Here is a 20,658-nt window from a genome sequence, read left to right on the forward strand (position 1 = left end):
GTGCCGCTCGTGTAACCGGGGAGCCTGCGCGTATGTAACACGTGCGACGCACGCTGAACGGCATGCCGAACATCGCGACGCCCACGCACTGCCCGTACTGCGCCCTGCAGTGCGGTATGAACCTCACGCCCACGCAGGACGGGGGCGTCGCGGTGGTCGAGCGCCCGGACTTCCCGGTCAACCGGGGCGCGCTGTGCGGCAAGGGCCGTACGGCGCCCGCGGTGCTGGCCTCCGGGGTCCGGCTGACCACGCCGCTGGTGCGGTCGGGCGACGCGCTGGTGGAGGCGAGCTGGCCGGAGGCGCTGGACCGGATCACCGAGGGGCTCGCCCGCACCCGCGCCGAGCACGGCCCGGACGCGTGCGCGGTCTTCGGCGGCGGCGGGCTGACCAACGAGAAGGCGTACAGCCTCGGCAAGTTCGCGCGGATCGTGCTCGGCACCTCGCAGATCGACTACAACGGCCGGTTCTGCATGTCGTCGGCGGCCGCCGCCGGGATCAGGGCGTTCGGCCTGGACCGGGGGCTGCCGTTCCCGCTGGAGGACATCCCGCGGACCGGCTGTGTGATCCTCGTCGGCTCCAACCTCGCGGAGACCATGCCGCCGTCGCTGCGGTTCTTCCAGGAGCTGCGCGACAACGGCGGCACCCTGATCGTCGTCGACCCGCGCCGCACCCGGACCGCCGAGCAGGCCGACCTGCATCTCGCGCCGCGCCCCGGCACCGATCTCGCGCTGGCCCTCGGGCTGCTGCACCTGGTCGTCGCCGAGGGCCGGGTCGACGAGGAGTACGTGAGCTCGCGCACGGCCGGCTGGGAGGAGGCGCGGGCCGCCGCGATGGCGCACTGGCCGGAGTACGTGGAGCGGATCACGGGGGTGTCCGTTCCCGAACTGCGCGAGGCGGTCCGGATGTTCTGCGCGCCGGAGCACGCCATGGTGCTGACCGCGCGCGGGCCCGAGCAGCAGTCCAAGGGCACCGATACGGTGGGCGCCTGGATCAACCTGTGCCTGGCGACGGGCCGGGCGGGCCGGCCACTGTCCGGCTACGGCTGTCTGACCGGGCAGGGCAACGGGCAGGGCGGGCGCGAACACGGCCAGAAGGCCGACCAGTTGCCCGGCTACCGCAAGCTGGACGACCCGGCGGCCCGCGAGTACGTCGCCGGGGTGTGGGGCGTGGACCCGGACCGGCTCCCAGGGCCCGGCCGCAGCGCGTACGAGCTGCTGGACGCGCTCGGCGGCGACATCAAGTCGCTGCTGCTCATGGGGTCCAACCCGGTGGTGTCGGCGCCGCGCGCCGCCCATGTCGAGGAGCGGATCAGGTCGCTGGACTTCCTCGCCGTGTGCGACGTCGTGCTGTCGGAGACGGCCGAACTCGCGGACGTGGTGCTGCCGGTGACGCAGTGGGCGGAGGAGACGGGGACGACGACGAATCTGGAGGGCCGGGTCCTGCTGCGCCGCCGGGCGATCGACCCGCCGCCGGGGGTGCGCAGCGACCTGGAGGTGCTGCACGAGCTCGCGGCGCGGCTCGGCGCGGACGAGGGCCTGGAGAAGGGCTTCCCCGTGGACGCGGAGGAGGTCTTCGCGGAGCTGCGCCGGGCGAGCGCGGGCGGTCCGGCCGACTACTCGGGGATCACCTACGAGCGGCTGGCGGAGGAGAACGGCGTCTTCTGGCCGTGCCCCGCACCGCCGGACGGCGACGGTGTGACCGAGCACGTGGACGACCCGGCCCGGGAGGACGACGCCGCCGGCGACGAGTCGGGGGCCGTCCCGCACCCGGGCACGCCCCGGCTGTTCCTGGACCGGTTCGCGACGCCCGACGGGCGGGCCCGGTTCGTGCCGGTCGCGCACCGGGCGGCGGCCGAGGAGCCCGACGAGGAGTACCCGGTGCTGCTGACGACGGGCCGGGTCGTGGCCCAGTACCAGTCGGGTGCGCAGACCCGGCGGGTCGAGGAGCTGAACAGCGCGGCGCCGGGGCCGTTCGTGGAGCTGCATCCGCGGCTGGCGGCACGGCTCGGGGTGGCCGAGGGCGAACCGGTGGCCGTGGTCTCGCGCCGGGGCCGGGCGGTGGCACCGGCCCGGGTCACCACCACCATCCGCCCCGACACGGTGTTCATGCCGTTCCACTGGCCGGGCGAGGGCCGCGCCAACACCCTGACCAACCCGGCGCTCGACCCGACGTCCCGGATGCCGGAGTTCAAGACGTGCGCGGTGCGCCTGGAGACGGTCGACCGCTAGAGACTCGGCGCGCCTTCCAGTCACCGCTCGCCAGCGGTGTGCCGTGGGCGCGCAGCCGGGCGGCGACGGCGGGCGCGGCGACGTACACCCAGGCCCGGACCACTGTGCCGTCGCCGGTGCGCCGCACCTCGCGGGCGACCCGCTCGTAGAGGTTGCGCGGGTCGCCCGGGCGGTACTCCTCCAGCCGGTCGAGCGCGGCGAGCAGGTCGGGATAGTCGTCGGGCCGGACGGTGACGAGGTCGCCCTCGACGGTGCCGGCGCCGGGCTCCTCCACGGCGTACGGGTAGCCGGGGCCGTCGTACAGGAGTGCTCCGCGCAGGCGTCCCGGTTCCTCGGCGAGGGTGCGGCCGCGCAGCAGCGTGTCGTGGTGGGGCTCGCCGGGGCGCAGGGTGCCGTAGACGAAGAACGGCAGTCGGGGAGAAGGGGTCACGGAACCGATTCTGACCCCTCACACACCTCCACGACCTCACCCTGGCCATGGCATGTGCACGCCCTCTTGAATCTTGGTCACCGCCGAGATCAAGGAGAGCGATGAGCCGAATACGGCTGTACTTCAAGGGTCCCCGTCCGGCCGCGGCGGGTGTCGCCGTCGCCGTCGCCGCCCTGATGGCCACCGCCCTGTCCCCCACCGCCGGCGCGGTGGAGACGCCCACCCGGGCCACCGCGCGGAAGAACGCGGCGGCGGTCCTCGCGGACCTCCCGGACGCCCTGGGCCTCACGCCCCGGCAGGACACGACCGTGCGGGACGTGGTCGTCGACACCGACGGCACCCAGCACGTCCGCTACGACCGCACCTACCGCGGACTGCCCGTCCTCGGCGGCGACTTCGTCGTCCACCTGGCGAAGGACGGCACCTACCGGGGCGCCTCCCGCGCCACCCGCGAGGCCCTCTCCCTGACCGGCGTCACCCCCCGGATCGCCGCACCGAAGGCCGCCGACCTCGCGGCGGGCGTGCTGCGCGCCGCCAACGCCGGGCAGACACTGCGCCGGCTGACCGCCCGGCCGGAGCTGGTCGTCGACGCCCTGCACGGGACGCCGAAGCTGGCCTGGCGGACCGACGCCGTCGCCCAGGACTCCCTCGGCAACCCGGTCGCCCGCACGGTGCTCACCGACGCCCGCACCGGCGCCCGGATCGACGCGTGGGACGGCATCGAGACCGCGAACGGCGACGGCAGGTCGCTGTACTCGGGCACGGTCCCGCTCACCACCTCGGGCTCCCAGCCGGCGTACCGGCTGAAGGACCCGACGCGCGGGAACACGTACACCGGCGACGCCGCGAACAAGACGGACCTGTGCATTCTGACGGTCTGTCTGAACCGCGCCCCGGCCACGGTGTTCACCGACGCCGACGACCACTGGGGCGACGGCACCACGGGCGACCGCTCGACGGTCGCGGTGGACGCGCAGTACGGCACGGACGTCACCTGGGACTACTACCGGGACGTGCACGGCCGCAACGGCATCGCGGGTGACGGCAAGGGCTCGTTCAACCGCGTGCACTACGGCAACAAGTACAACAACGCCTTCTGGGACGACAGTTGCTTCTGCATGACCTACGGCGACGGTGACGGCACCCAGCTCGGCCCGCTGGTCTCGCTGGACGTCGCCGGGCACGAGATGTCGCACGGCGTGACGTCCAAGACGGCGGCCCTGACCTACTCGGGCGAGTCGGGCGGGCTGAACGAGGCGACCTCCGACATCTTCGGCACACTGGTCGAGTTCCACGCGGACAACTCCTCCGAGCCGGGCGACTATCTGATCGGCGAGCGGGTCGTGCGCTCCGGGCTCGGCCGGGACGCTCTGCGCTACATGGACAAGCCCTCGCGGGACGGGCAGTCGGCGGACTGCTGGGACTCCTCCACGGGACAGCTCGACGTCCACTACTCCTCCGGGGTCGGCAACCACTTCGCGTATCTGCTGGCCGAGGGCAGCGGCGCCAAGACCGTCAACGGCGTCCGGTACGACTCCCCCACCTGCGACGGCTCCACGGTCACCGGGATCGGCCGGGCCAAGCTCGGCAAGATCTGGTACCGGGCGCTGACGGTCTACATGACGTCCTCCACGACCTACGCGGGCGCCCGCACGGCCACGCTGAACGCGGCGAAGGACCTGTACGGGACCGGCGGCGCGGAGTACGCGGCGGTGGCCGCCGCCTGGAAGGCCGTGAACGTGGCCTGACCGCATGGGAGATGAGCGCGGCCGGCCGGTGCGAAAACGGCTGGCCGCGCCGCTGTGTGCACCCGTACCTTGGCGGCGCGTCCCGTCCGTCCGCGTGCCCCGAGGAGCCGTATGCCGTCCCGCCCCGAGTCGCCGCCGGTCCGTATGCACGCCGACGAACTGGACGTCGACGAGGGCCTGGTGGAGCGGCTGGTCGCCGGGCAGTTCCCGCGCTGGGCGGGGCTCGGGGTGCGGCGCGTGACGTCCGCCGGGACGGACAACGCGATGTTCCGCCTCGGCCCCGACCTCGTCGTACGGCTGCCCCGGCTGCCCGGTGGGGCGCGGCAGATCGGCACGGAGCACCACTGGCTGCCCCGGCTGGCCCCGCACCTCCCGCTCACGGTTCCGGCGCCGCTCGCGCTGGGCGAGCCGGGCGCCGGGTACGGGCTGCCGTGGGGGGTGTACGCCTGGCTGGACGGCACCGACGCCTTCGACGCCCCGCCCGCCGATCTCACCGCGGCAGCCCGGGAGCTGGGGCGTTTCGTGGCCGCGCTGCGCTCGGTGGACGCCGCCGGGGGCCCGCCGTCGTACCGGGGCGGCCCGGTCCGCGCGGGCGACGCGGACGTACGGGCCGCGATCCGTGACCTGGGGGCGGCGGGCGCGCTGGACGCGCGGGCGGCGACCGGGGTCTGGGAGGACGTGCTCCGGGTCCCCGACTGGGGCGGCGCCCCCGTCTGGCTGCACGGCGACCTCCTGCCGGGCAATCTGCTGACCTCCTCCGGACGGCTCACCGCCGTCATCGACTTCGGCTGCTTCGGCACCGGCGACCCGGCCGCCGACCTCCTGCCGGCCTGGGCCGTCCTCGACGCCGGGACCCGCGAGGTCTTCCGCGCGGCGGCCGGCGCGGACGACGCCACCTGGGAACGGGGCCGGGGCTGGGCCCTGCGCTTCGGGCTGACCGCCGAGCACTACTACGGCGAGGTCTGCGGCAACGGCACCAACCCGGTGCTGGCGGCCGTGGCCCGGCGGACGGTGGCCGAGGTGCTGGCCGACCGGTGACGCCGGCCCGCGTCACCCGTTCACACGCGTGTCCCCCCGGACAACCGAATCGCTTCCGGTGATTCCGCCGCTGCCCCGGTGACCTGCTGAAACGGCGTCCGTGCCGGGCTCACGGGCGGGTCGTGCGGCACCCGTCCACCCCTCCCCCGGACCGCTCTCGACAAGCGCCCGCGCGCCGCTGCGACTTTCCTCGGAAGGGCAGGGACTCGGCCGAGACGGCGGCACATGGGGATGCCGCGGGCCGTGCTCCCACTCGGAGGAGCATCGATGCGACGTACCGCCCGTCTGCTGACCGGGGCCGCGCTGGCCGCCGGTTCCGTGGGGCTTCTCGTCGGTCCCGCGTACGGCGGTGACAGCGGCGGCCTCGAGGTGTTCCCGTCCTCGGTCGAGCCGGGCGGGGAGGTCACCGTGCACACGGAGTTCTGCCCGCGGGGCGCCGCCGCCGGTGACGCCAGCGCGGTCGGCGCCGGAACGTTCACGCTGTCGCCCAGCACGCACGACGAGCAGGCGGCCGGCCGGTTCCGCGTGCCGCCGAGCGCGCAGCCGGGGACGTACGAGATCGTCGCGACCTGCGCGGAGGGCGGCCGGAAGGTCACCGGCGACCTCGAGGTGACGCTGACCGCGCCGCGCGGGCAGACGCATCCGCGCGGCAGTGTGAAGACGGGGGTCGGCGGCGCGTTCGGCCGCGACCCCGTACAGACCGCGGCCGGTGTGACGGCTCTCGCCGTCGCCGCCGCGGGCGGTACCTGGCTCCTGCATCGCCGGGCGAGAGGCGACGGGATCTGACGGACACCCTCCGCTGTCCGTCCGCCGGTACCGCACGTCCCCTCCCCCTCCGGGTCCGACGCCCCTCGCGGCCCGGAGGGGGACGAGGGCGGATGAGGAGAGTCTCAGGAGGTACAGGTGGCACAGGTGCGCAGTGACCGCAGGATGGGCGACGCCGCGATAGCCGCGGTCAGTGTGCTGGCCCTCGGCTGTGCCGTGCTGCTGCTGGCCGACGGCTCCGCCGAGGACGCCCCGCCGCAGCCGTCGGCGGCGCAGGCCGCCCTCCCGGACGGGCCGGGCGCCGGGGCGCGGGCCGCGGGCACCGCGGCACGGGCCCTCCCCCTTCCCCGCCCGACCGCATCCGCATCCCCGCCATCCGTGTCGACGCGCCGCTGACCGGTCTGGGGCTGACGTCCTCGGGCAGCCTCGACGTCCCGCCGCCCGAGCGCCCGGGCCTCGCCGGCTGGTACGAGTCGGGGACGACGCCCGGTGAGAAGGGCACCGCGATCGTCGCGGGCCATGTCGACAACGCCGACGGGCCGGCCGTCTTCTACCGGCTCGGCGCCCTGCGCAAGGGCGGCACCATCGAGGTGGACCGCCGCGACGGCGGCACGGCCGTGTTCACCGTGGACGCCGTCGAGGTGTACGACGCGAAGGACTTCCCGGACGAGAAGGTGTACGGCCCGGCGGCCCGCCCCGAGCTCCGGGTGATCACCTGCGGCGGCGGCTACTCCCGGGCGACCGGCTACCGGGGCAACGTGGTCGTCTTCGCCCATCTCACGGGCAGCCGCTGAGAACCTTCCGGCGGGTCAGGCGAGCCACTGCTCGTACGCCAGCTTCGCCACCAGCGCGAAGACCACCGTCAGCAGCACGACCCGGACGAAGCCGCTGCCCTTCTTCAGGGCGGTGCGCGCCCCCAGCGTGCCGCCCGCCAGGTTGAACACGGCCATCACGGCGGCCAGCTGCCACAGGACCGTGCCCTGCCAGGCGAAGGTCGCCAGCGCCCCGGCGTTGGTGCAGCAGTTGACGATCTTGGCGGTGGCGGACGCCGTGACGAGGTCGAGGTGCAGCACGGCGGTGAGCGCCAGCACCAGGAACGTGCCGGTGCCGGGGCCGATGAGGCCGTCGTAGAAGCCGATGCCGAGGCCCGCGAGGCCGATCGCGGCGAGGACGCGGCGCGGCGACACCGGGCCCGGCGCCGGGGCCGTGCCGAACGCGGGGCGCAGGATGACGAAGGCGCCGACCGCCAGCAGCACCACCATGATCACGGGCTTGAGGACCTCGGTGGACATCCCGGCCGCGAAGAAGGCGCCGCCGCTGGAGCCGGCGAGCGCCGCGAGACCGATGCGGACGGCGAGCCGTACGTCGACGGGGGCCTTGCGGACGTAGGTGACGGCGGCGCCCGTCGTGCCGACGATCGCCACCGCCTTGTTGGTGCCGAGCGCGTACGCGGCCGGGGTGCTCGCGGGCAGGCCGAGCAGCAGGGCGGGCAGCAGCAGGAGACCCCCACCGCCGACCACGGCGTCGATCCATCCGGCCGCGAGGGCCGCGAGGCACAGGACGGCGACCATGGTCAGCGATATGTCGGGCATGGTCGAGACCCTAGACAGCCGATGTGTGCACAGTCCACGCACATGAGGGACTTCTGAGCTTCGAGCGCCCCGCCCCGTCCCCCTCACAACGGCCCCTCACCTGCCCCGTCGAACCCTCACATCCGCACCCCGCCCCTGCTGAGGGCAGCGTTCCGCACGGGAAACAGAAGGGATGCTGCCGGGAAACACCCGGCCCGCAGGCTCGTTCGCATGACCTCGAATACGCGTGTGGTGGTGATCGGCGCCGGCCTCGCGGGCGTACGGCTCGCCCGGCGCCTCGGCGAGCTCGGCACGGACGTGACGCTCGTCGGCGACGAGGAGCACCGCCCGTACAACCGCGTCCTGCTCGCGGAGGTGCTGGCCGGCCGCTACAGCCCGGACGTCATCGCGCTGCCCGAGCCCGCCGGGCTGGTCCGCGGCCGGGTCACCGGCGTCGACCGCGCGGCCCGCACCGTGCACCTCGCGGACGGGCAGTCGATCGGATACGGCACCCTCGTGCTGGCCACCGGCTCCAACCCGGTGCTCCCGCCGCTGCGCGGCCTGTTCACCCCCGACCACGAGCTGCCGGAGGGCGTCCACGCCTTCCGCACCCTCGACGACTGCCTCGGCCTGTCCAAGGCGGTCCGGCCGGGCGTGCGGGCCGTCGTGATCGGCGGCGGGCTCCTCGGGGTCTCCGCCGCCCGGGCACTGGCGCTGCGCGGCGCCCAGGTCGTGCTCGCCCAGCAGTCCGAGCGGCTGATGGAGCGCCAGCTCGACCCGGCCGCCTCCGCGCTGGTCCGGCGGCATCTGACCGGCCTCGGCGTCGAGGTCCACACCGAGCTGCGGGTCCGGGACGTGCGCTGCGTCGGCGGCGCGGTCCGCTCGGTGGAGATGGCCGACGGCTACGCGCTCGACGCGGACCTGGTCGTCCTGGCCTGCGGTGTGCACCCCCGGGTGGGGCTCGCCAAGGCCGCCGGCCTGGAGGTCCGCAAGGGCGTCGTCGTCGACGACGAGCTGCGCACCTCCGACCCGCACATCCGGGCCGTCGGCGACTGCGCCCAGCACGCCGGGACGGTGTACGGGCTCGCCGCGCCCGCGCTGGAACAGGCCGACGTGCTCGCCGAGGCGCTGGCCGGGGACGGCACCGCCCGCTACCTGGGCACCCGCGCGCTGACCCGGCTGACGCTCGCCGGAGAGGGCTTCTTCGACCTCGCCGCGTTCGGCGAGACCGAACCCCTGCCCGGGGACGACGTCGTCCAGCTGACCGACGCCACGCGCGGCACCTACCGCAAGGTCGTCGTCCGCGACGACCGCCTGGTCGGCGGGGTCCTCGTCGGCGAACTCGGCACCGTCGGCGCGCTCGCCCGCGCCTGGGAGGGCGCCGAGCCGCTCCCCGGCGACGCCCCTCTGCTGCACCTGCTCACCAACGATGGAGGCTCCTGATGACGGCCACCCCCGGGGCGACCCCCACGATCGTGCTCGTCGGCCACGGCATGGTCGGCCAGCGCTTCCTCGAGGCGCTCGCCGAGCGCGGCCTGACCGCCACGCACCGCGTGGTCGTGCTCTGTGAGGAGCCGCGTCCGGCGTACGACCGTGTGGCGCTCACCTCCTACTTCTCGGGCAGGACGCCCGAGGACCTGTCGATGACCGACATGGAGTTCATCGAGACGCACGGCATCGAGCTGTACGTCGGCGACCCGGCGGTCGCCGTCGACCGCGAGGCCCGCAAGGTCACCGCCCGGTCCGGTGAGGTCTTCGGCTACGACACGCTGGTCCTCGCCACCGGCTCGTACCCGTTCGTGCCGCCCGTGCCGAACAAGGACGCCGACGGCTGCTTCGTCTACCGCACGATCGAGGACCTGCTCGCGATCGAGGAGTACGCGAAGTCCCGCGCCACCGTCGGTGCCGTGGTCGGCGGCGGTCTGCTCGGCCTGGAGGCGGCCGGCGCGCTCAAGGGCCTCGGCGTGCAGGCGCACATCGTGGAGTTCGCGCCCCGGCTGATGCCGGTGCAGGTCGACGAGGGCGGCGGCGCGGCCCTGCTGCGCACCATCGAGGACATGGGCCTCAGCGTGCACACGGGGGTCGGCACCCAGGAGATCGTGGTCGACGCCGCCGGTGCCGTGACCGGGATGAAGCTGTCCGACGGCTCCGAACTCGCCGCCGACATGGTGGTGTTCTCCGCCGGTGTCCGCCCCCGCGACCAGCTGGCCCGCGACTGCGGTCTGACGGTCGGCGAGCGCGGCGGCATCGCCGTCGACGAGCAGTGCCGCACGGTCTCCGACCCGCACGTCTTCGCGATCGGCGAGTGCGCCCTGGCCTCCGACGGCCGGGTGTACGGCCTGGTGGCGCCCGGCTACGAGCAGGCCGAGACGGCCGCCGCGACGATCGCCGAGGACGAGGCGTCCTTCACCGGCGCCGACCTCTCCACCAAGCTGAAGCTGCTCGGCGTGGACGTGGCCTCGTTCGGCGACGCGCACGGCACCGCCGAGGACTGCCTGGACGTCGTCTACTCCGACTCCCGCGCGGGTCTGTACAAGAAGCTGGTCGTCGGCCGGGACGGCACCCTGCTCGGCGGCATCCTGGTCGGGGACGCGGAGGCGTACGGCACGCTGCGCGCCTTCACCGGCTCGGTCCCGCCGGTCTCCCCCGAGTCGCTGGTGCTGCCGGCCGGCGCGGGCGCCCCGGCGCAACTCGGCCCGTCGGCCCTGCCCGACGACGCCGTCATCTGCTCGTGCCACAACGTCACGAAGGGCACGATCCGCGGCGCGGTCACCGAGCACAGCTGCACCACCGTCCCCGAGGTGAAGAAGTGCACCAAGGCCGGTACGGGCTGCGGCAGTTGCGTCAAGGTCCTCGGCCAGCTGGTCACCGCCGAGCTGGAGGCGTCCGGCGTCGAGGTCGACAAGGGCCTGTGCGGCTGCTTCGGGCAGACCCGCGAGGAGCTGTACGAGATCGTCCTCGCCCTGCGCATCACCACCCACCAGGACCTGCTCGACCGCTACGGCCGGGACGGCGCACGGGGCGGCGACGGCTGCGAGATCTGCAAGCCGACGGTCGCGTCGATCATCGCGTCCCTCGCCCCCACGATCGGCGCCAGCGGCTATGTCCTCGACGGCGAGCAGGCGGCCCTGCAGGACAGCAACGACCACTTCCTCGCCAACCTGCAGAAGAACGGCTCGTACTCGGTCGTCCCGCGCATCCCCGGCGGTGAGATCACCCCGGAGGGGCTCATCGTGATCGGCGAGATCGCCCGGGACTTCGGCCTCTACACGAAGATCACCGGCGGTCAGCGGATCGACATGTTCGGCGCCCGCGTCGAGCAACTGCCCCTGGTCTGGGCCCGGCTGGTCGACGCCGGCTTCGAGTCCGGCCACGCCTACGGCAAGTCGCTGCGCACGGTGAAGTCCTGCGTCGGGCAGACCTGGTGCCGGTACGGCGTCCAGGACTCGGTCCGCATGGCGATCGACCTGGAGCTGCGCTACCGGGGGCTCCGGTCGCCGCACAAGCTGAAGTCGGCGGTCTCCGGCTGCCAGCGCGAGTGCGCGGAGGCCCAGTCCAAGGACTTCGGCGTCATCGCCACCGCCAACGGCTGGAACCTCTACGTCGGCGGCAACGGCGGCGCCACCCCGCGCCACGCGGACCTGCTCGCCCAGGACCTCTCCGACGGCGAACTGATCCGGCTCATCGACCGGTTCCTGATGTTCTACATCCGCACCGCGGACCGTCTGGAGCGCACCAGCGTCTGGCTGGAGCGGATCCCGGGCGGCCTGGACCACGTCCGCGACGTCGTCGTGGAGGACTCCCTCGGCATCTGCGAGGAGCTGGAGTCCCTGATGGCGGCGCATGTCTCGCACTACCGCGACGAGTGGGCCGAGACCATCAACGACCCCGAGAAGCTCGCCCGGTTCGTGTCCTTCGTGAACGCTCCCGACACCCCCGACCCGGTCGTCGGCTTCGTCCCGGAGCGCGACCAGATCAAGCCCGACCTGCCCCTGCTGTCCATCGGCCTGCGTCCCCGCGCCGAAGACGTCCTGGAAGGAAGCGCCCAGCGATGACCCTGGCTCCCGAGATCACCGATGTGAAGGTCCACGTCCGGGTGGGCGGCCACTGGCTCCCGGTGTGCGACCTGGCCCGGCTGCTGCCCGGCCGGGGCGTGGCGGCCCTGCTCCCGGACGGCGGTCAGGTCGCCCTGTTCCGCGACCGCGCCGGCCGGCTGTACGCCATCGACAACCGCGACCCGTTCGGCGGCGCGGCGGTCCTCTCCCGCGGCCTCACCGGCACCCACCGGGGCCGCCCGTTCGTCGGCTCCCCGCTGCTGAAGCAGCGGTTCGACCTGGAGACGGGACAGTGCCTGGACGACGAGGAGGTACGGGTGGGGACGTACGAGGTGCGGGCGGGGTGACGGGGGTCTGCGGTCAGGGCCGTAGGGCCTCGTAGTGCACTCCGGTCACCGTAGGGCCTCGTAGTGCACTCCGGTCACCGTAGGGCCTCGTAGGGCACTCCGGTCAGGCGGGCCGAGGCGTCCCAGAGGAGGGCGCTCGCCCGGTCGTCGAGGGTCCAGGGGGCCCGCCAGGCCGGGGCGGGCGCGCCGCGCCAGTTCAGGAGCGCCGGGCCCGTGAAGGAGTCGGGCCGTACGCCGGGGGCGGTGGCCGCGTACAGGACCGGCAGCGCGCCCGCCGTCGCCGGCTGTGCGAAGACGCGGTTGGCGAGGTGCGCGAGGCGTTCGCCGGTACGGCTGCCCGCCATCCGCGGCCCGGCGGCCTGGAGCCCGGTGTCCGCGTACCCGGGATGGGCCGCGGCCGCCACCACGTCCGCGTCCCGCGCCGCCAGCCGTCGCACCAGCTCGTGGACGAAGAGCAGATTGGCCGACTTGGACCGCGCGTAGGCGGTCCATTTCCGGTACCGGCGCTCACTGTTCAGGTCGCGAAGATCGACGTTGCCCATCAGGTGCGCCGGGCTCGAGAGGGCCACCACCCGGGCGCCGGGCGCCGCCAGCAGGGCGGGCAGCAGCAGGCCGGTGAGCGCGAAGTGCCCCAGGTGGTTGACGCCGAACTGCGTCTCGAACCCGTCGGCCGTCGTCCCGTACGGCAGGGCCATCACCCCGGCGTTGTTCACCAGCAGATCGAGCCGGTCGTACGGCAGCGTGGCGGCGAACTCGCGCACCGAGCCGAGGTCGGCGAGGTCCAGCCGCCGCACCTCGAGCCGTGCGCCGGGGACCTCGCCGGACAGCCGGTCCTTCGCCGCCGCGCCCCGGGCCTCGCTGCGGCAGGCGAGCACCACGCGCGCCCCGTGTGCCGCCAGCTCCCGTGCGGTGGCGAGGCCGATGCCGCCGTTGGCCCCGGTGACGACGGCGGTCCGGCCGTCGAGGGCGGGGATGTCGCGGGTGCTCCAGCCGGATGTGCCGGGCAGGCGGGGAGTGGAGGGCAGGCGGGGCGTGCGGGCCATGCGGGGCTCCTTCCGCGCGGGTCGCCGCGTGGGCGCCGGTCCCAGCCTATGAGCGGCCGGACCGGCTCGCCGCATGTCAGCGGTTCGCGCGCCGCCGCTGGACCGCCAGCATCACCGTGCCCCCGGCGAGCACGGCGACCAGACCGCCCGCCGCGATGTACGGCGTGCTGTCGGAGCCGCCGGTCTCGGCGAGGTCGGTGTCGCTCTGGCCGGTGTCGTCCGCGGCGGCACCGACCCCGGTCTCTTTGTCGTCGGACGCCGTGTCGTCGGACGCCTTCTCGTCAGTCTTGTCGTCGGCCGCCGGGACGAAGCCGGCGGGAGGGCTGTCGCAGCCGAGGCCGTCGCCGTCCCGGTCCAGGTGGGAGCCGTAGTGCCGGTCGCCGCGGGGAATGTCGGAGTACCCGCTCGCGTACGCCTCGGCGCAGTTCGTGAACGGGTGGTTCCCGTCATGGGCGACGGCGGTGGCGGGCAGCGCGGCCACTGCCAGCGCGGCGACGAGGGCGCCGGGGGTACGGAGCGGGTTCACGGCGGGTCCTTCCCTGATGACTCGGACGGCGCGCGTGACAGAGGTGGTCCGAGCGGCGTGCCGGGGTTCACGTGGTGCGAACGCATCCGAGAGGTGGTTCACGAGGTGACGAACCTAGCCAGGGGCCGCGGATGCGACGGGGGGATATGGGGGACCCGTGACCCTAACGTGACGTGACCGCACGGTAGCTCTCCGCATGGATCACGGGTCCACGACTGACGCGGCGAGTCCGCCGACTCGGCGCCGGAACCGAAGGCCCCGGCCCGCCGCCCGGCAGCCACGCCACGGCCACATCCCGTCCATCCCCGCCCCCTACGGTCGGTGCCGCTCCCTCGCACGGCCCCCGTCGTCGACCGGCGGCGGGGCGGTACGGCATCTCTTGGAGTGAGAGTGGAACGTCGTAGCCTTCTGCGTGCGGCCGTCCTCGGCGGTTCGACCGCCGCCTTCGGCGGCTCCCTGTGGCGCGGCGCCGCCCACGCGGCCCCGGCCCAGCCCGGCACCGGACCCTACGGATCACTGGGCGCCCCCGACACCAACGGCATCAGACTCCCCGCCGGCTTCACCAGCCGGGTCATCGCCCGCTCCGGCCAGACGGTCCCGGGAACGTCGTACACCTGGCACAACGCCCCCGACGGCGGGGCGTGTTACGCCGACGGCAGCGGCTGGATCTACGTCTCCAACTCGGAGATCAACCCCTCGGGCGGCGCGAGCGCGGTGCGCTTCTCGGCGACGGGCTCGATCACGGCCGCGTACCGCATCCTCTCCTCCACCCGGCAGAACTGCGCGGGCGGGAAGACGCCGTGGAACACCTGGCTGTCCTGCGAGGAGGTGTCGTTGGGATACGTGTACGAGACCGACCCGTGGGGGACGAAGGCGGCGGTGCGGCGAGCGGCGATGGGCCGCTTCAAGCACGAGGCGGCCGCCGCCGACCCGGTGCGCAGGGTGATCTACCTGACCGAGGACGAGACGAACGGCCGCTTCTACCGTTTCGTGCCGACGGCATGGGGCGACCTGTCCGCCGGCACGCTCCAGGTGATGGTCGCGGGCACCGGCACGTCCGGCTCCTTCACCTGGGCCGACGTCCCCGACCCGGACGGCTCCCCCACCGTGACCCGCTCCCAGGTCTCCGGCTCGAAGTCCTTCAACGGCGGGGAGGGCTGCCACTACGCGGACGACAAGGTCTGGTTCACCACCAAGGGCGACAACCGCGTCTGGCAGCTGAACCTCCTCAGCAGCACGTACGAGCTGGCCTACGACGACTCCCTCGTCAGCGGCACGGCCCCGCTCACCGGCGTCGACAACATCACCGGCTCCGCCTCCGGAGACCTGTTCGTCGCCGAGGACGGCGGCACCATGGAGATCTGCGTGATCACACCGGACGACGTGGTCGCCCCGTTCCTGCGCGTCGACGGCCAGTCCTCCTCGGAGATCACGGGCCCCGCCTTCTCCCCGGACGGCACCCGCCTGTACTTCTCCAGCCAGCGGGGCACCACCGGCAGTTCCTCGGGCGGCATCACCTACGAGGTGAGGGGCCCGTTCCGCGCGTAGCCCCGCACGCGCCAGGCCGCCGGCTGGTCGATACCCCGGCCGGCGGCAACATGACTGTCCGCGGCGCCAGAGATAGGTGAAGAACAGCCGTTACTCCCGTGCGTACGTCTCCTTGGTGCCCTCGGCCTTCCTGGCGAAGTCCCGATGCCGGAAGACCGCGCTCACCCGGGATCGACGCGGCCGTCCTGTGCGAGAAGGATCGGCTGTCCGGGCCGGCCCCTGAGCAATCGCTCCCGCTCAGCCAAGTCGCCCCAGGTGCCCAGCACATCGTCTCGACCGCCAGTCGGGGAACCGCCGACCCGGTCCAGAACAGACGCCACTCATCCATAACTCAGCTCGCTGCGTGCGCAACACAGCGGCCGCACACGAGGACCGTACACAGAAGGTCGACTGCCGGGCGGCAGGTGACAGATACGCGCGCCGAGTTCGCTCCTCCAGGCGCGGGTGCGGTAGCCGTTGGCGCCGCCCGCGTCGGCGGTGATCAGCAGACGGGGTGGCCCGCGGGTGGTCGTGCCGCCGACGATGACTGCGCGGGCGAGCAGACTGCGGTCGCGCTCGGCGAACAACCTGACGGCGCCCGGTACGAACGAGCTGGCCGCCGACGCCAACCACATGTGCATCCACACTGCGCCTGATGTGGCCGCTGAAGCCGGACGCGGAACAGCTAAGGGCTGTCCCGTAATCCGCGGTGGAACAGCGCGCGGCGTCGGATGCGGTGCATCGCGGTAAACCACGGTCGGCGACGGATGCTGGGGCGAGCAAACCTCGTATGCACGGGAGGGCGGCACCCCCGCACAGGGTGCCGCCCTTCTTCGTGCTCCGGAGTCGCCGCCCATCGGTACTGAGGGTCGGGGACGGACGGCGACTCCGGGTTCGGGGGTGGGTCAGCGGTGGTCGCTGCCCTCCGACTGGGTTGCCGCGCGGCCGGCCTCCAGGCGGGCCACCGGGATGCGGAACGGGGAGCAGGAGACGTAGTCCAGACCCACCTCGTGGAAGAAGTGGACCGACTCCGGGTCGCCGCCGTGTTCGCCGCAGACGCCGAGCTTGAGGTCGGGGCGGGTGGCGCGGCCGGCCTTCGCGGCGGCGGCGACCAGGGAGCCGACGCCGTCCTTGTCGATCGTCTCGAAGGGGCTGACGCCGAAGATGCCCTTCTCCAGGTACGCCGTGAAGAAGGAGGCCTCCACGTCGTCGCGGCTGAAGCCCCACACCGTCTGGGTGAGGTCGTTCGTGCCGAAGGAGAAGAACTCCGCGGCCTCCGCGATCTGACCGGCGGTGAGCGCGGCGCGCGGGAGTTCGATCATCGTGCCGATCGACAGCTTGAGCTTCGTGCCCGTCGCCGCCTCGACCTCCGCGATGACCTGGTCGGCCTCCTCGCGGACGATCTCCAGCTCCTGGACCGTGCCGACGAGCGGGATCATGATCTCGGCGCGCGGGTCGCCCTTGGCGTTCTTGCGCTCGGCGGCCGCCTCCGCGATCGCGCGGACCTGCATGGTGAACAGGCCGGGGATGACCAGGCCGAGGCGTACGCCGCGCAGGCCCAGCATCGGGTTCTGCTCGTGCAGGCGGTGCACCGCCTGGAGGAGGCGCAGTTCGTTCTCGTGCGGTTCCTGGCGGGACTCCGCCAGGGCCACGCGGACCGACAGCTCGGTGATGTCCGGCAGGAACTCGTGCAGCGGCGGGTCGAGCAGACGGACCGTCACCGGCAGGCCGTCCATCGCCGAGAACAGTTCGACGAAGTCCTTCTTCTGCAGCGGCAGCAGCTCCGCGAGGGCGGCCTCGCGGTCCTCCTGCGTGTCCGCGAGGATCAGGCGCTCGACCAGCTCGCGGCGGTCACCGAGGAACATGTGCTCGGTGCGGCACAGGCCGATGCCCTGGGCGCCGAACCGGCGGGCGCGCAGCGCGTCCTCGGCGTTGTCGGCGTTGGCGCGCACCCGCAGGCTGCGCTTGCGGTCGGCGAACGCCATGATCCGGTGCACGGCCTGGACGAGCTCGTCGGCGTCGTCGGCGCCGGCGTGCATCCGGCCCTCGAAGTACTCCACGACCGGGGACGGGACCACCGGGACCTCGCCCAGGTAGACCTTGCCGCTGGAGCCGTCGATGGAGATCACGTCGCCTTCCTCGACGACGTGACCGCCCGGCACCGTCATCCGGCGGCGCTTGGTGTCGACCTCCAGCTCCTCCGCGCCGCAGACACAGGTCTTGCCCATGCCGCGCGCGACGACGGCCGCGTGGGAGGTCTTGCCGCCGCGGGAGGTGAGGATGCCCTCGGCGGCGATCATGCCGTCCAGGTCGTCGGGGTTGGTCTCCCGGCGGACCAGGATGACCTTCTCGCCCGAACGCGACCACTTCACGGCCGTGTACGAGTCGAAGACCGCCTTGCCGACCGCCGCGCCCGGCGACGCCGCGATGCCGCGGCCGACCTGCTCGACCTTCGCGGTCTCGTCGAAGCGGGGGAACATCAGCTGGGCGAGCTGGGCGCCGTTGACGCGCTGGAGCGCCTCGGCCTCGTCGATCAGGCCCTGGTCGACGAGCTGCGTGGCGATCCGGAACGCGGCGCCCGCGGTGCGCTTGCCGACCCGGGTCTGGAGCATCCACAGCTGACCGCGCTCGATCGTGAACTCGATGTCGCAGAGGTCCTTGTAGTGGTTCTCCAGCGTCTCCATGATCTGCATCAGCTGGTCGTACGACTTCTTGTCGATCGTCTCCAGCTCGGCGAGCGGCACGGTGTTGCGGATGCCCGCGACGACGTCCTCGCCCTGCGCGTTCTGCAGGTAGTCGCCGTAGACGCCCTGGTGGCCGGAGGCGGGGTCGCGGGTGAAGGCGACGCCGGTGCCGGAGTCGGGGCCGAGGTTGCCGAAGACCATCGAGCAGACGTTGACGGCGGTGCCGAGGTCGTGCGGGATGCGCTCCTGGCGGCGGTAGAGCTTCGCGCGGTCGCCGTTCCACGAGTCGAAGACCGCCTTGATGGCGAGGTCCATCTGCTCGCGCGGGTCCTGCGGGAAGTCCCGGCCGGCCTCCTTCTTGACGATCTTCTTGAAGGCGGTGACCAGCTTCTTGAGGTCGGCGGCCTCCAGGTCGGTGTCGACCGTGACCTTCTTGACCTCCTTGGCCTTCTCCAGCGCCTCCTCGAAGAGGTCGCCGTCGACGCCGAGGACGGTCTTGCCGAACATCTGGATGAGACGGCGGTAGGAGTCCCACGCGAAGCGGTCGTCGCCGGCCTGCTTGGCGAGGCCCTGCACCGACTTGTCGGAGAGACCGATGTTGAGGACGGTGTCCATCATGCCGGGCATCGAGAACTTCGCGCCGGAGCGGACCGAGACGAGCAGCGGGTCGTCGGCCTGGCCGAGCCTCTTGCCCATCTTCTGCTCGAGGGCGTCGAGGTGCGCACTCACCTCGTCACGCAGTGCCGCCGGCTCCTCGCCGCTGTCGAGGTAGACCTTGCAGGCTTCGGTGGTGATGGTGAAGCCGGGGGGAACCGGAAGTCCCAGGTTGGTCATCTCGGCGAGGTTGGCGCCCTTGCCACCCAGGAGGTCCTTGAGGTCTTTGTTTCCCTCGGTGAAGTCGTAAACGAACTTCGTTACGTGAGGATCTTTGTTTTCCGACACGGCTCGACTCCCTCGAGGACGTGGTGGCTGCCCTGACGGCCAGGAACATACCCAGATCGAAGGCGCCTGGGTACGTCCACCGACGCGTCATACGCCTGTAACCACCCGTCCGCCAGTGGATCGAAAGTCAAAGCTTGGCAAGCCAGGACGGGGTTATGTTTTCACTTCTTGAACGCATCGCCCCACGGAAGAGGCGTCCACCGCTCACATGAGCGGACTTACCGCACGTCTGAGTTCGATCGATGAACGATCAAGGGGTGGCACCCAGTGCCACCCCTTGGAGAAGTGCAGCCGCTCAAGATCCGCTCATCTGAGCGTCGCCCTTATCAAGGGTGGCGAGAATCACGCTGCCACAGGGACCCGGATTTCACCATGCGGACGTGTCGCGCGACCGAAACGCGGGTGTCACACACCCGCCGGCGCCAGGCGTCACACCCGGCGCCACCAGGCCTCACACCCCCAGCGCCACCAGCCGTTCCTCCACCCGCTCCGGCGCGTACAGGTGCTCCACGACCAGCGCCCCGGCGCCGACGAGACCGGCCCGCTCCCCCAGCCGCGAGGTCACCACGTGCAGATGAGCGGTGGAGCGCGGCAGCGCCCGCTGGTACAGCAGCTCCCGTACGCCGGTGAGGAAGGCGGTGCCGGCGAGGTCCCCGGCGATCATCAGCACCCCGGGGTTCAGCAGCGTCACCACGGTCGCCAGGACGTCCCCGACCTGCCGTCCGGCCTCCCGGGCCAGCGCGGACGCCGCCGGGTGCCCGGCCGCCAGCAGGTCCCGCACGTCCGAGCCCGAGGCGGCGGGCACGCCGTCCTCCGCCAGCCGCCGGGCCACGGCGCCACCGCTCGCGACGGCGGCCAGACAGCCGTACGAGCCGCAGCGGCACAGCGCCTCGGCGCCCACCCGGATGTGCCCGATGTCGCCCGCGCCCCCGTCGATGCCCCGGAAGAGCGAGCCGTCGACGACGACCCCGGCGCCGATACCGGTGGAGACCTTGACCAGCACGAACGCCGAGCAGTCCGGGAAGCCGGTGCGCTGTTCGCCGTACGCCATGAGGTTGGCGTCGTTGTCGACCAGGACCGGGACCGGTGGGGCGCCGGTGGCCTCGGTGAAGGCCCGGGCGAGCCGTCCTCTGATGTCGTAGCCGTCCCAGCCGGGCATGATCGGCGGCTGGACGACCCGGCCGGACACGGTGTCGACGGGGCCGGGGACGGCGAGCCCGATGCCGCAGACCTCCTCGGCCCGGTGGCCGGCCTTCTCCAGCAGTTCGCCGAACCAGTGGCCCAGGTCGCCCAGCACCGCGTCCGGCCCGTCCTCCACGACGAGGGTGCCGCTGTGCTCGGCGAGGATCTCGCCGGTCAGCGACAGGACGGCGGCGCGGGCGTGCCGGGTCTCCAGGTCGGCGGCGAGCACGACCGCGTGGGAGTCGTCGAACTCCAGGGTGATGGACGGGCGTCCGCCGAGCGGGGAGCCCACCGGGCCCCCGGCGCCCTCGCGCAGCCAGCCCGCCCGGAACAGCCGGTCGAGGCGCTGTCCGACGGTGGCCCGGGACAGACCGGTGGCCTGCTGGAGCGCACCGCGTGTGACGGCCCGTCCGCTCCGCACCAGCTGGAGCAGCTCCCCGGCGCTCACCTGACCCCGTGCGCTCATGCACACCCCCTTGTGTTTCTCAAGCTTGCATTACATATTGAGTTTTGCGTGTTAAATAGACGTAACTCTACGGTGGCCCTGACCGAACCCGGTCGGCCGGACGTCT

14 protein-coding genes and 1 pseudogene are annotated in these 20,658 nt (G+C 72.9%); 9 read left to right on the top strand and 6 right to left on the bottom strand.

Annotated features, from left to right (window positions below; all coding sequences use genetic code 11):
- Positions 1–62: 62 nt before the first annotated feature.
- A complete protein-coding gene (locus DC008_RS10545; protein WP_108710638.1) occupies positions 63–2,228 on the top strand; it encodes a molybdopterin oxidoreductase family protein in 2,166 nt (721 codons plus the stop codon).
- Here the strand turns inward: DC008_RS10545 and DC008_RS10550 are convergent.
- On the bottom strand, positions 2,188–2,658 hold the full coding sequence (locus tag DC008_RS10550; protein WP_108706750.1) for a gamma-glutamylcyclotransferase family protein: 471 nt from the start codon (positions 2,656–2,658) through the stop codon (positions 2,188–2,190). The genes DC008_RS10545 and DC008_RS10550 overlap by 41 nt on opposite strands.
- A gap of 101 nt (positions 2,659–2,759) precedes the next feature.
- Between DC008_RS10550 and DC008_RS10555 the strand changes: the two genes are divergently transcribed.
- From DC008_RS10555 to DC008_RS10570, 4 genes and pseudogenes are all read left to right on the top strand, one after another.
- Positions 2,760–4,406: a M4 family metallopeptidase gene (locus DC008_RS10555; RefSeq protein WP_108706751.1), complete on the top strand. Its 1,647-nt coding sequence runs from the start codon at positions 2,760–2,762 to the stop codon at positions 4,404–4,406.
- 111 nt (positions 4,407–4,517) lie between these two features.
- The gene (locus tag DC008_RS10560) at positions 4,518–5,444 is read left to right on the top strand and encodes an aminoglycoside phosphotransferase family protein (protein WP_108706752.1); all 927 of its coding nucleotides are present in this window, start codon (positions 4,518–4,520) and stop codon (positions 5,442–5,444) included.
- 267 nt (positions 5,445–5,711) lie between these two features.
- Positions 5,712–6,230, top strand: a complete 519-nt coding sequence (locus tag DC008_RS10565) for a hypothetical protein (protein WP_108706753.1) — start codon at positions 5,712–5,714, stop codon at positions 6,228–6,230.
- Positions 6,231–6,374: 144 nt separating this feature from the next.
- Positions 6,375–7,003 (top strand): annotated as a pseudogene (locus tag DC008_RS10570) (class F sortase).
- 15 nt (positions 7,004–7,018) lie between these two features.
- Here the strand turns inward: DC008_RS10570 and DC008_RS10575 are convergent.
- Positions 7,019–7,801 carry a sulfite exporter TauE/SafE family protein gene (locus tag DC008_RS10575; protein WP_055620828.1) on the bottom strand — a complete coding sequence of 261 codons (783 nt, stop codon included), beginning with the start codon at positions 7,799–7,801 and terminating at the stop codon, positions 7,019–7,021.
- Between the two features lie 210 nt (positions 7,802–8,011).
- On the opposite strand from DC008_RS10575, the gene DC008_RS10580 reads away from it, so the two are divergent.
- Genes DC008_RS10580 through nirD form a run of 3 tightly spaced genes read left to right on the top strand, consistent with a single transcriptional unit; the run spans position 8,012 to position 12,182 of the window.
- Positions 8,012–9,223, top strand: coding sequence for an NAD(P)/FAD-dependent oxidoreductase (locus DC008_RS10580; RefSeq protein ID WP_108706754.1), 1,212 nt, complete (start codon positions 8,012–8,014; stop codon positions 9,221–9,223).
- Positions 9,223–11,835, top strand: a complete 2,613-nt coding sequence (nirB, locus tag DC008_RS10585; RefSeq protein ID WP_108706755.1) for a nitrite reductase large subunit NirB — start codon at positions 9,223–9,225, stop codon at positions 11,833–11,835. Before DC008_RS10580 ends, nirB begins: the two co-directional genes overlap by 1 nt.
- Positions 11,832–12,182: a nitrite reductase small subunit NirD gene (nirD, locus tag DC008_RS10590; protein ID WP_108706756.1), complete on the top strand. Its 351-nt coding sequence runs from the start codon at positions 11,832–11,834 to the stop codon at positions 12,180–12,182. The genes nirB and nirD overlap by 4 nt, the downstream gene beginning before the upstream one ends.
- Positions 12,183–12,256: 74 nt before the next feature.
- Here nirD and DC008_RS10595 read toward each other — a convergent pair whose 3' ends face one another.
- Together DC008_RS10595 and DC008_RS10600 are read right to left on the bottom strand one after the other, a co-directional pair.
- On the bottom strand, positions 12,257–13,225 hold the full coding sequence (locus DC008_RS10595) for an oxidoreductase (protein WP_108706757.1): 969 nt from the start codon (positions 13,223–13,225) through the stop codon (positions 12,257–12,259).
- A gap of 76 nt (positions 13,226–13,301) precedes the next feature.
- On the bottom strand, positions 13,302–13,751 hold the full coding sequence (locus DC008_RS10600; protein WP_108706758.1) for an excalibur calcium-binding domain-containing protein: 450 nt from the start codon (positions 13,749–13,751) through the stop codon (positions 13,302–13,304).
- Between the two features lie 390 nt (positions 13,752–14,141).
- Here DC008_RS10600 and DC008_RS10605 point away from each other — a divergent pair, with 390 nt between their 5' ends.
- Positions 14,142–15,299, top strand: a complete 1,158-nt coding sequence (locus tag DC008_RS10605; RefSeq protein WP_108706759.1) for an alkaline phosphatase PhoX — start codon at positions 14,142–14,144, stop codon at positions 15,297–15,299.
- Positions 15,300–16,183: 884 nt separating this feature from the next.
- On the opposite strand, the gene ppdK is transcribed toward DC008_RS10605, so the two are convergent.
- Together ppdK and DC008_RS10620 are read right to left on the bottom strand one after the other, a co-directional pair.
- Entirely contained in the window at positions 16,184–18,904 is a 2,721-nt protein-coding gene (gene ppdK / locus DC008_RS10615; RefSeq protein WP_108706761.1) for a pyruvate, phosphate dikinase, read from the bottom strand.
- A gap of 451 nt (positions 18,905–19,355) precedes the next feature.
- On the bottom strand, positions 19,356–20,552 hold the full coding sequence (locus DC008_RS10620) for an ROK family transcriptional regulator (protein ID WP_108706762.1): 1,197 nt from the start codon (positions 20,550–20,552) through the stop codon (positions 19,356–19,358).
- Between the last annotated feature and the right edge of the window lie 106 nt (positions 20,553–20,658).

This window comes from Streptomyces nigra, from assembly GCF_003074055.1.
Lineage (GTDB): Bacteria > Actinomycetota > Actinomycetes > Streptomycetales > Streptomycetaceae > Streptomyces > Streptomyces nigra.

Bases quoted from the DNA above. Each gene is read 5' to 3' on its own strand.
- DC008_RS10595 (WP_108706757.1), bottom strand. From the start codon at position 13,225: ATGGCCCGCACGCCCCGCCTGCCCTCCACTCCCCGCCTGCCCGGCACA.
- nirD (WP_108706756.1), top strand. From the start codon at position 11,832: ATGACCCTGGCTCCCGAGATCACCGATGTGAAGGTCCACGTCCGGGTG.
- DC008_RS10545 (WP_108710638.1), top strand. From the start codon at position 63: ATGCCGAACATCGCGACGCCCACGCACTGCCCGTACTGCGCCCTGCAG.
- DC008_RS10620 (WP_108706762.1), bottom strand. From the start codon at position 20,552: ATGAGCGCACGGGGTCAGGTGAGCGCCGGGGAGCTGCTCCAGCTGGTG.
- DC008_RS10555 (WP_108706751.1), top strand. From the start codon at position 2,760: ATGAGCCGAATACGGCTGTACTTCAAGGGTCCCCGTCCGGCCGCGGCG.
- nirB (WP_108706755.1), top strand. From the start codon at position 9,223: ATGACGGCCACCCCCGGGGCGACCCCCACGATCGTGCTCGTCGGCCAC.
- DC008_RS10580 (WP_108706754.1), top strand. From the start codon at position 8,012: ATGACCTCGAATACGCGTGTGGTGGTGATCGGCGCCGGCCTCGCGGGC.
- DC008_RS10565 (WP_108706753.1), top strand. From the start codon at position 5,712: ATGCGACGTACCGCCCGTCTGCTGACCGGGGCCGCGCTGGCCGCCGGT.
- DC008_RS10560 (WP_108706752.1), top strand. From the start codon at position 4,518: ATGCCGTCCCGCCCCGAGTCGCCGCCGGTCCGTATGCACGCCGACGAA.
- DC008_RS10575 (WP_055620828.1), bottom strand. From the start codon at position 7,801: ATGCCCGACATATCGCTGACCATGGTCGCCGTCCTGTGCCTCGCGGCC.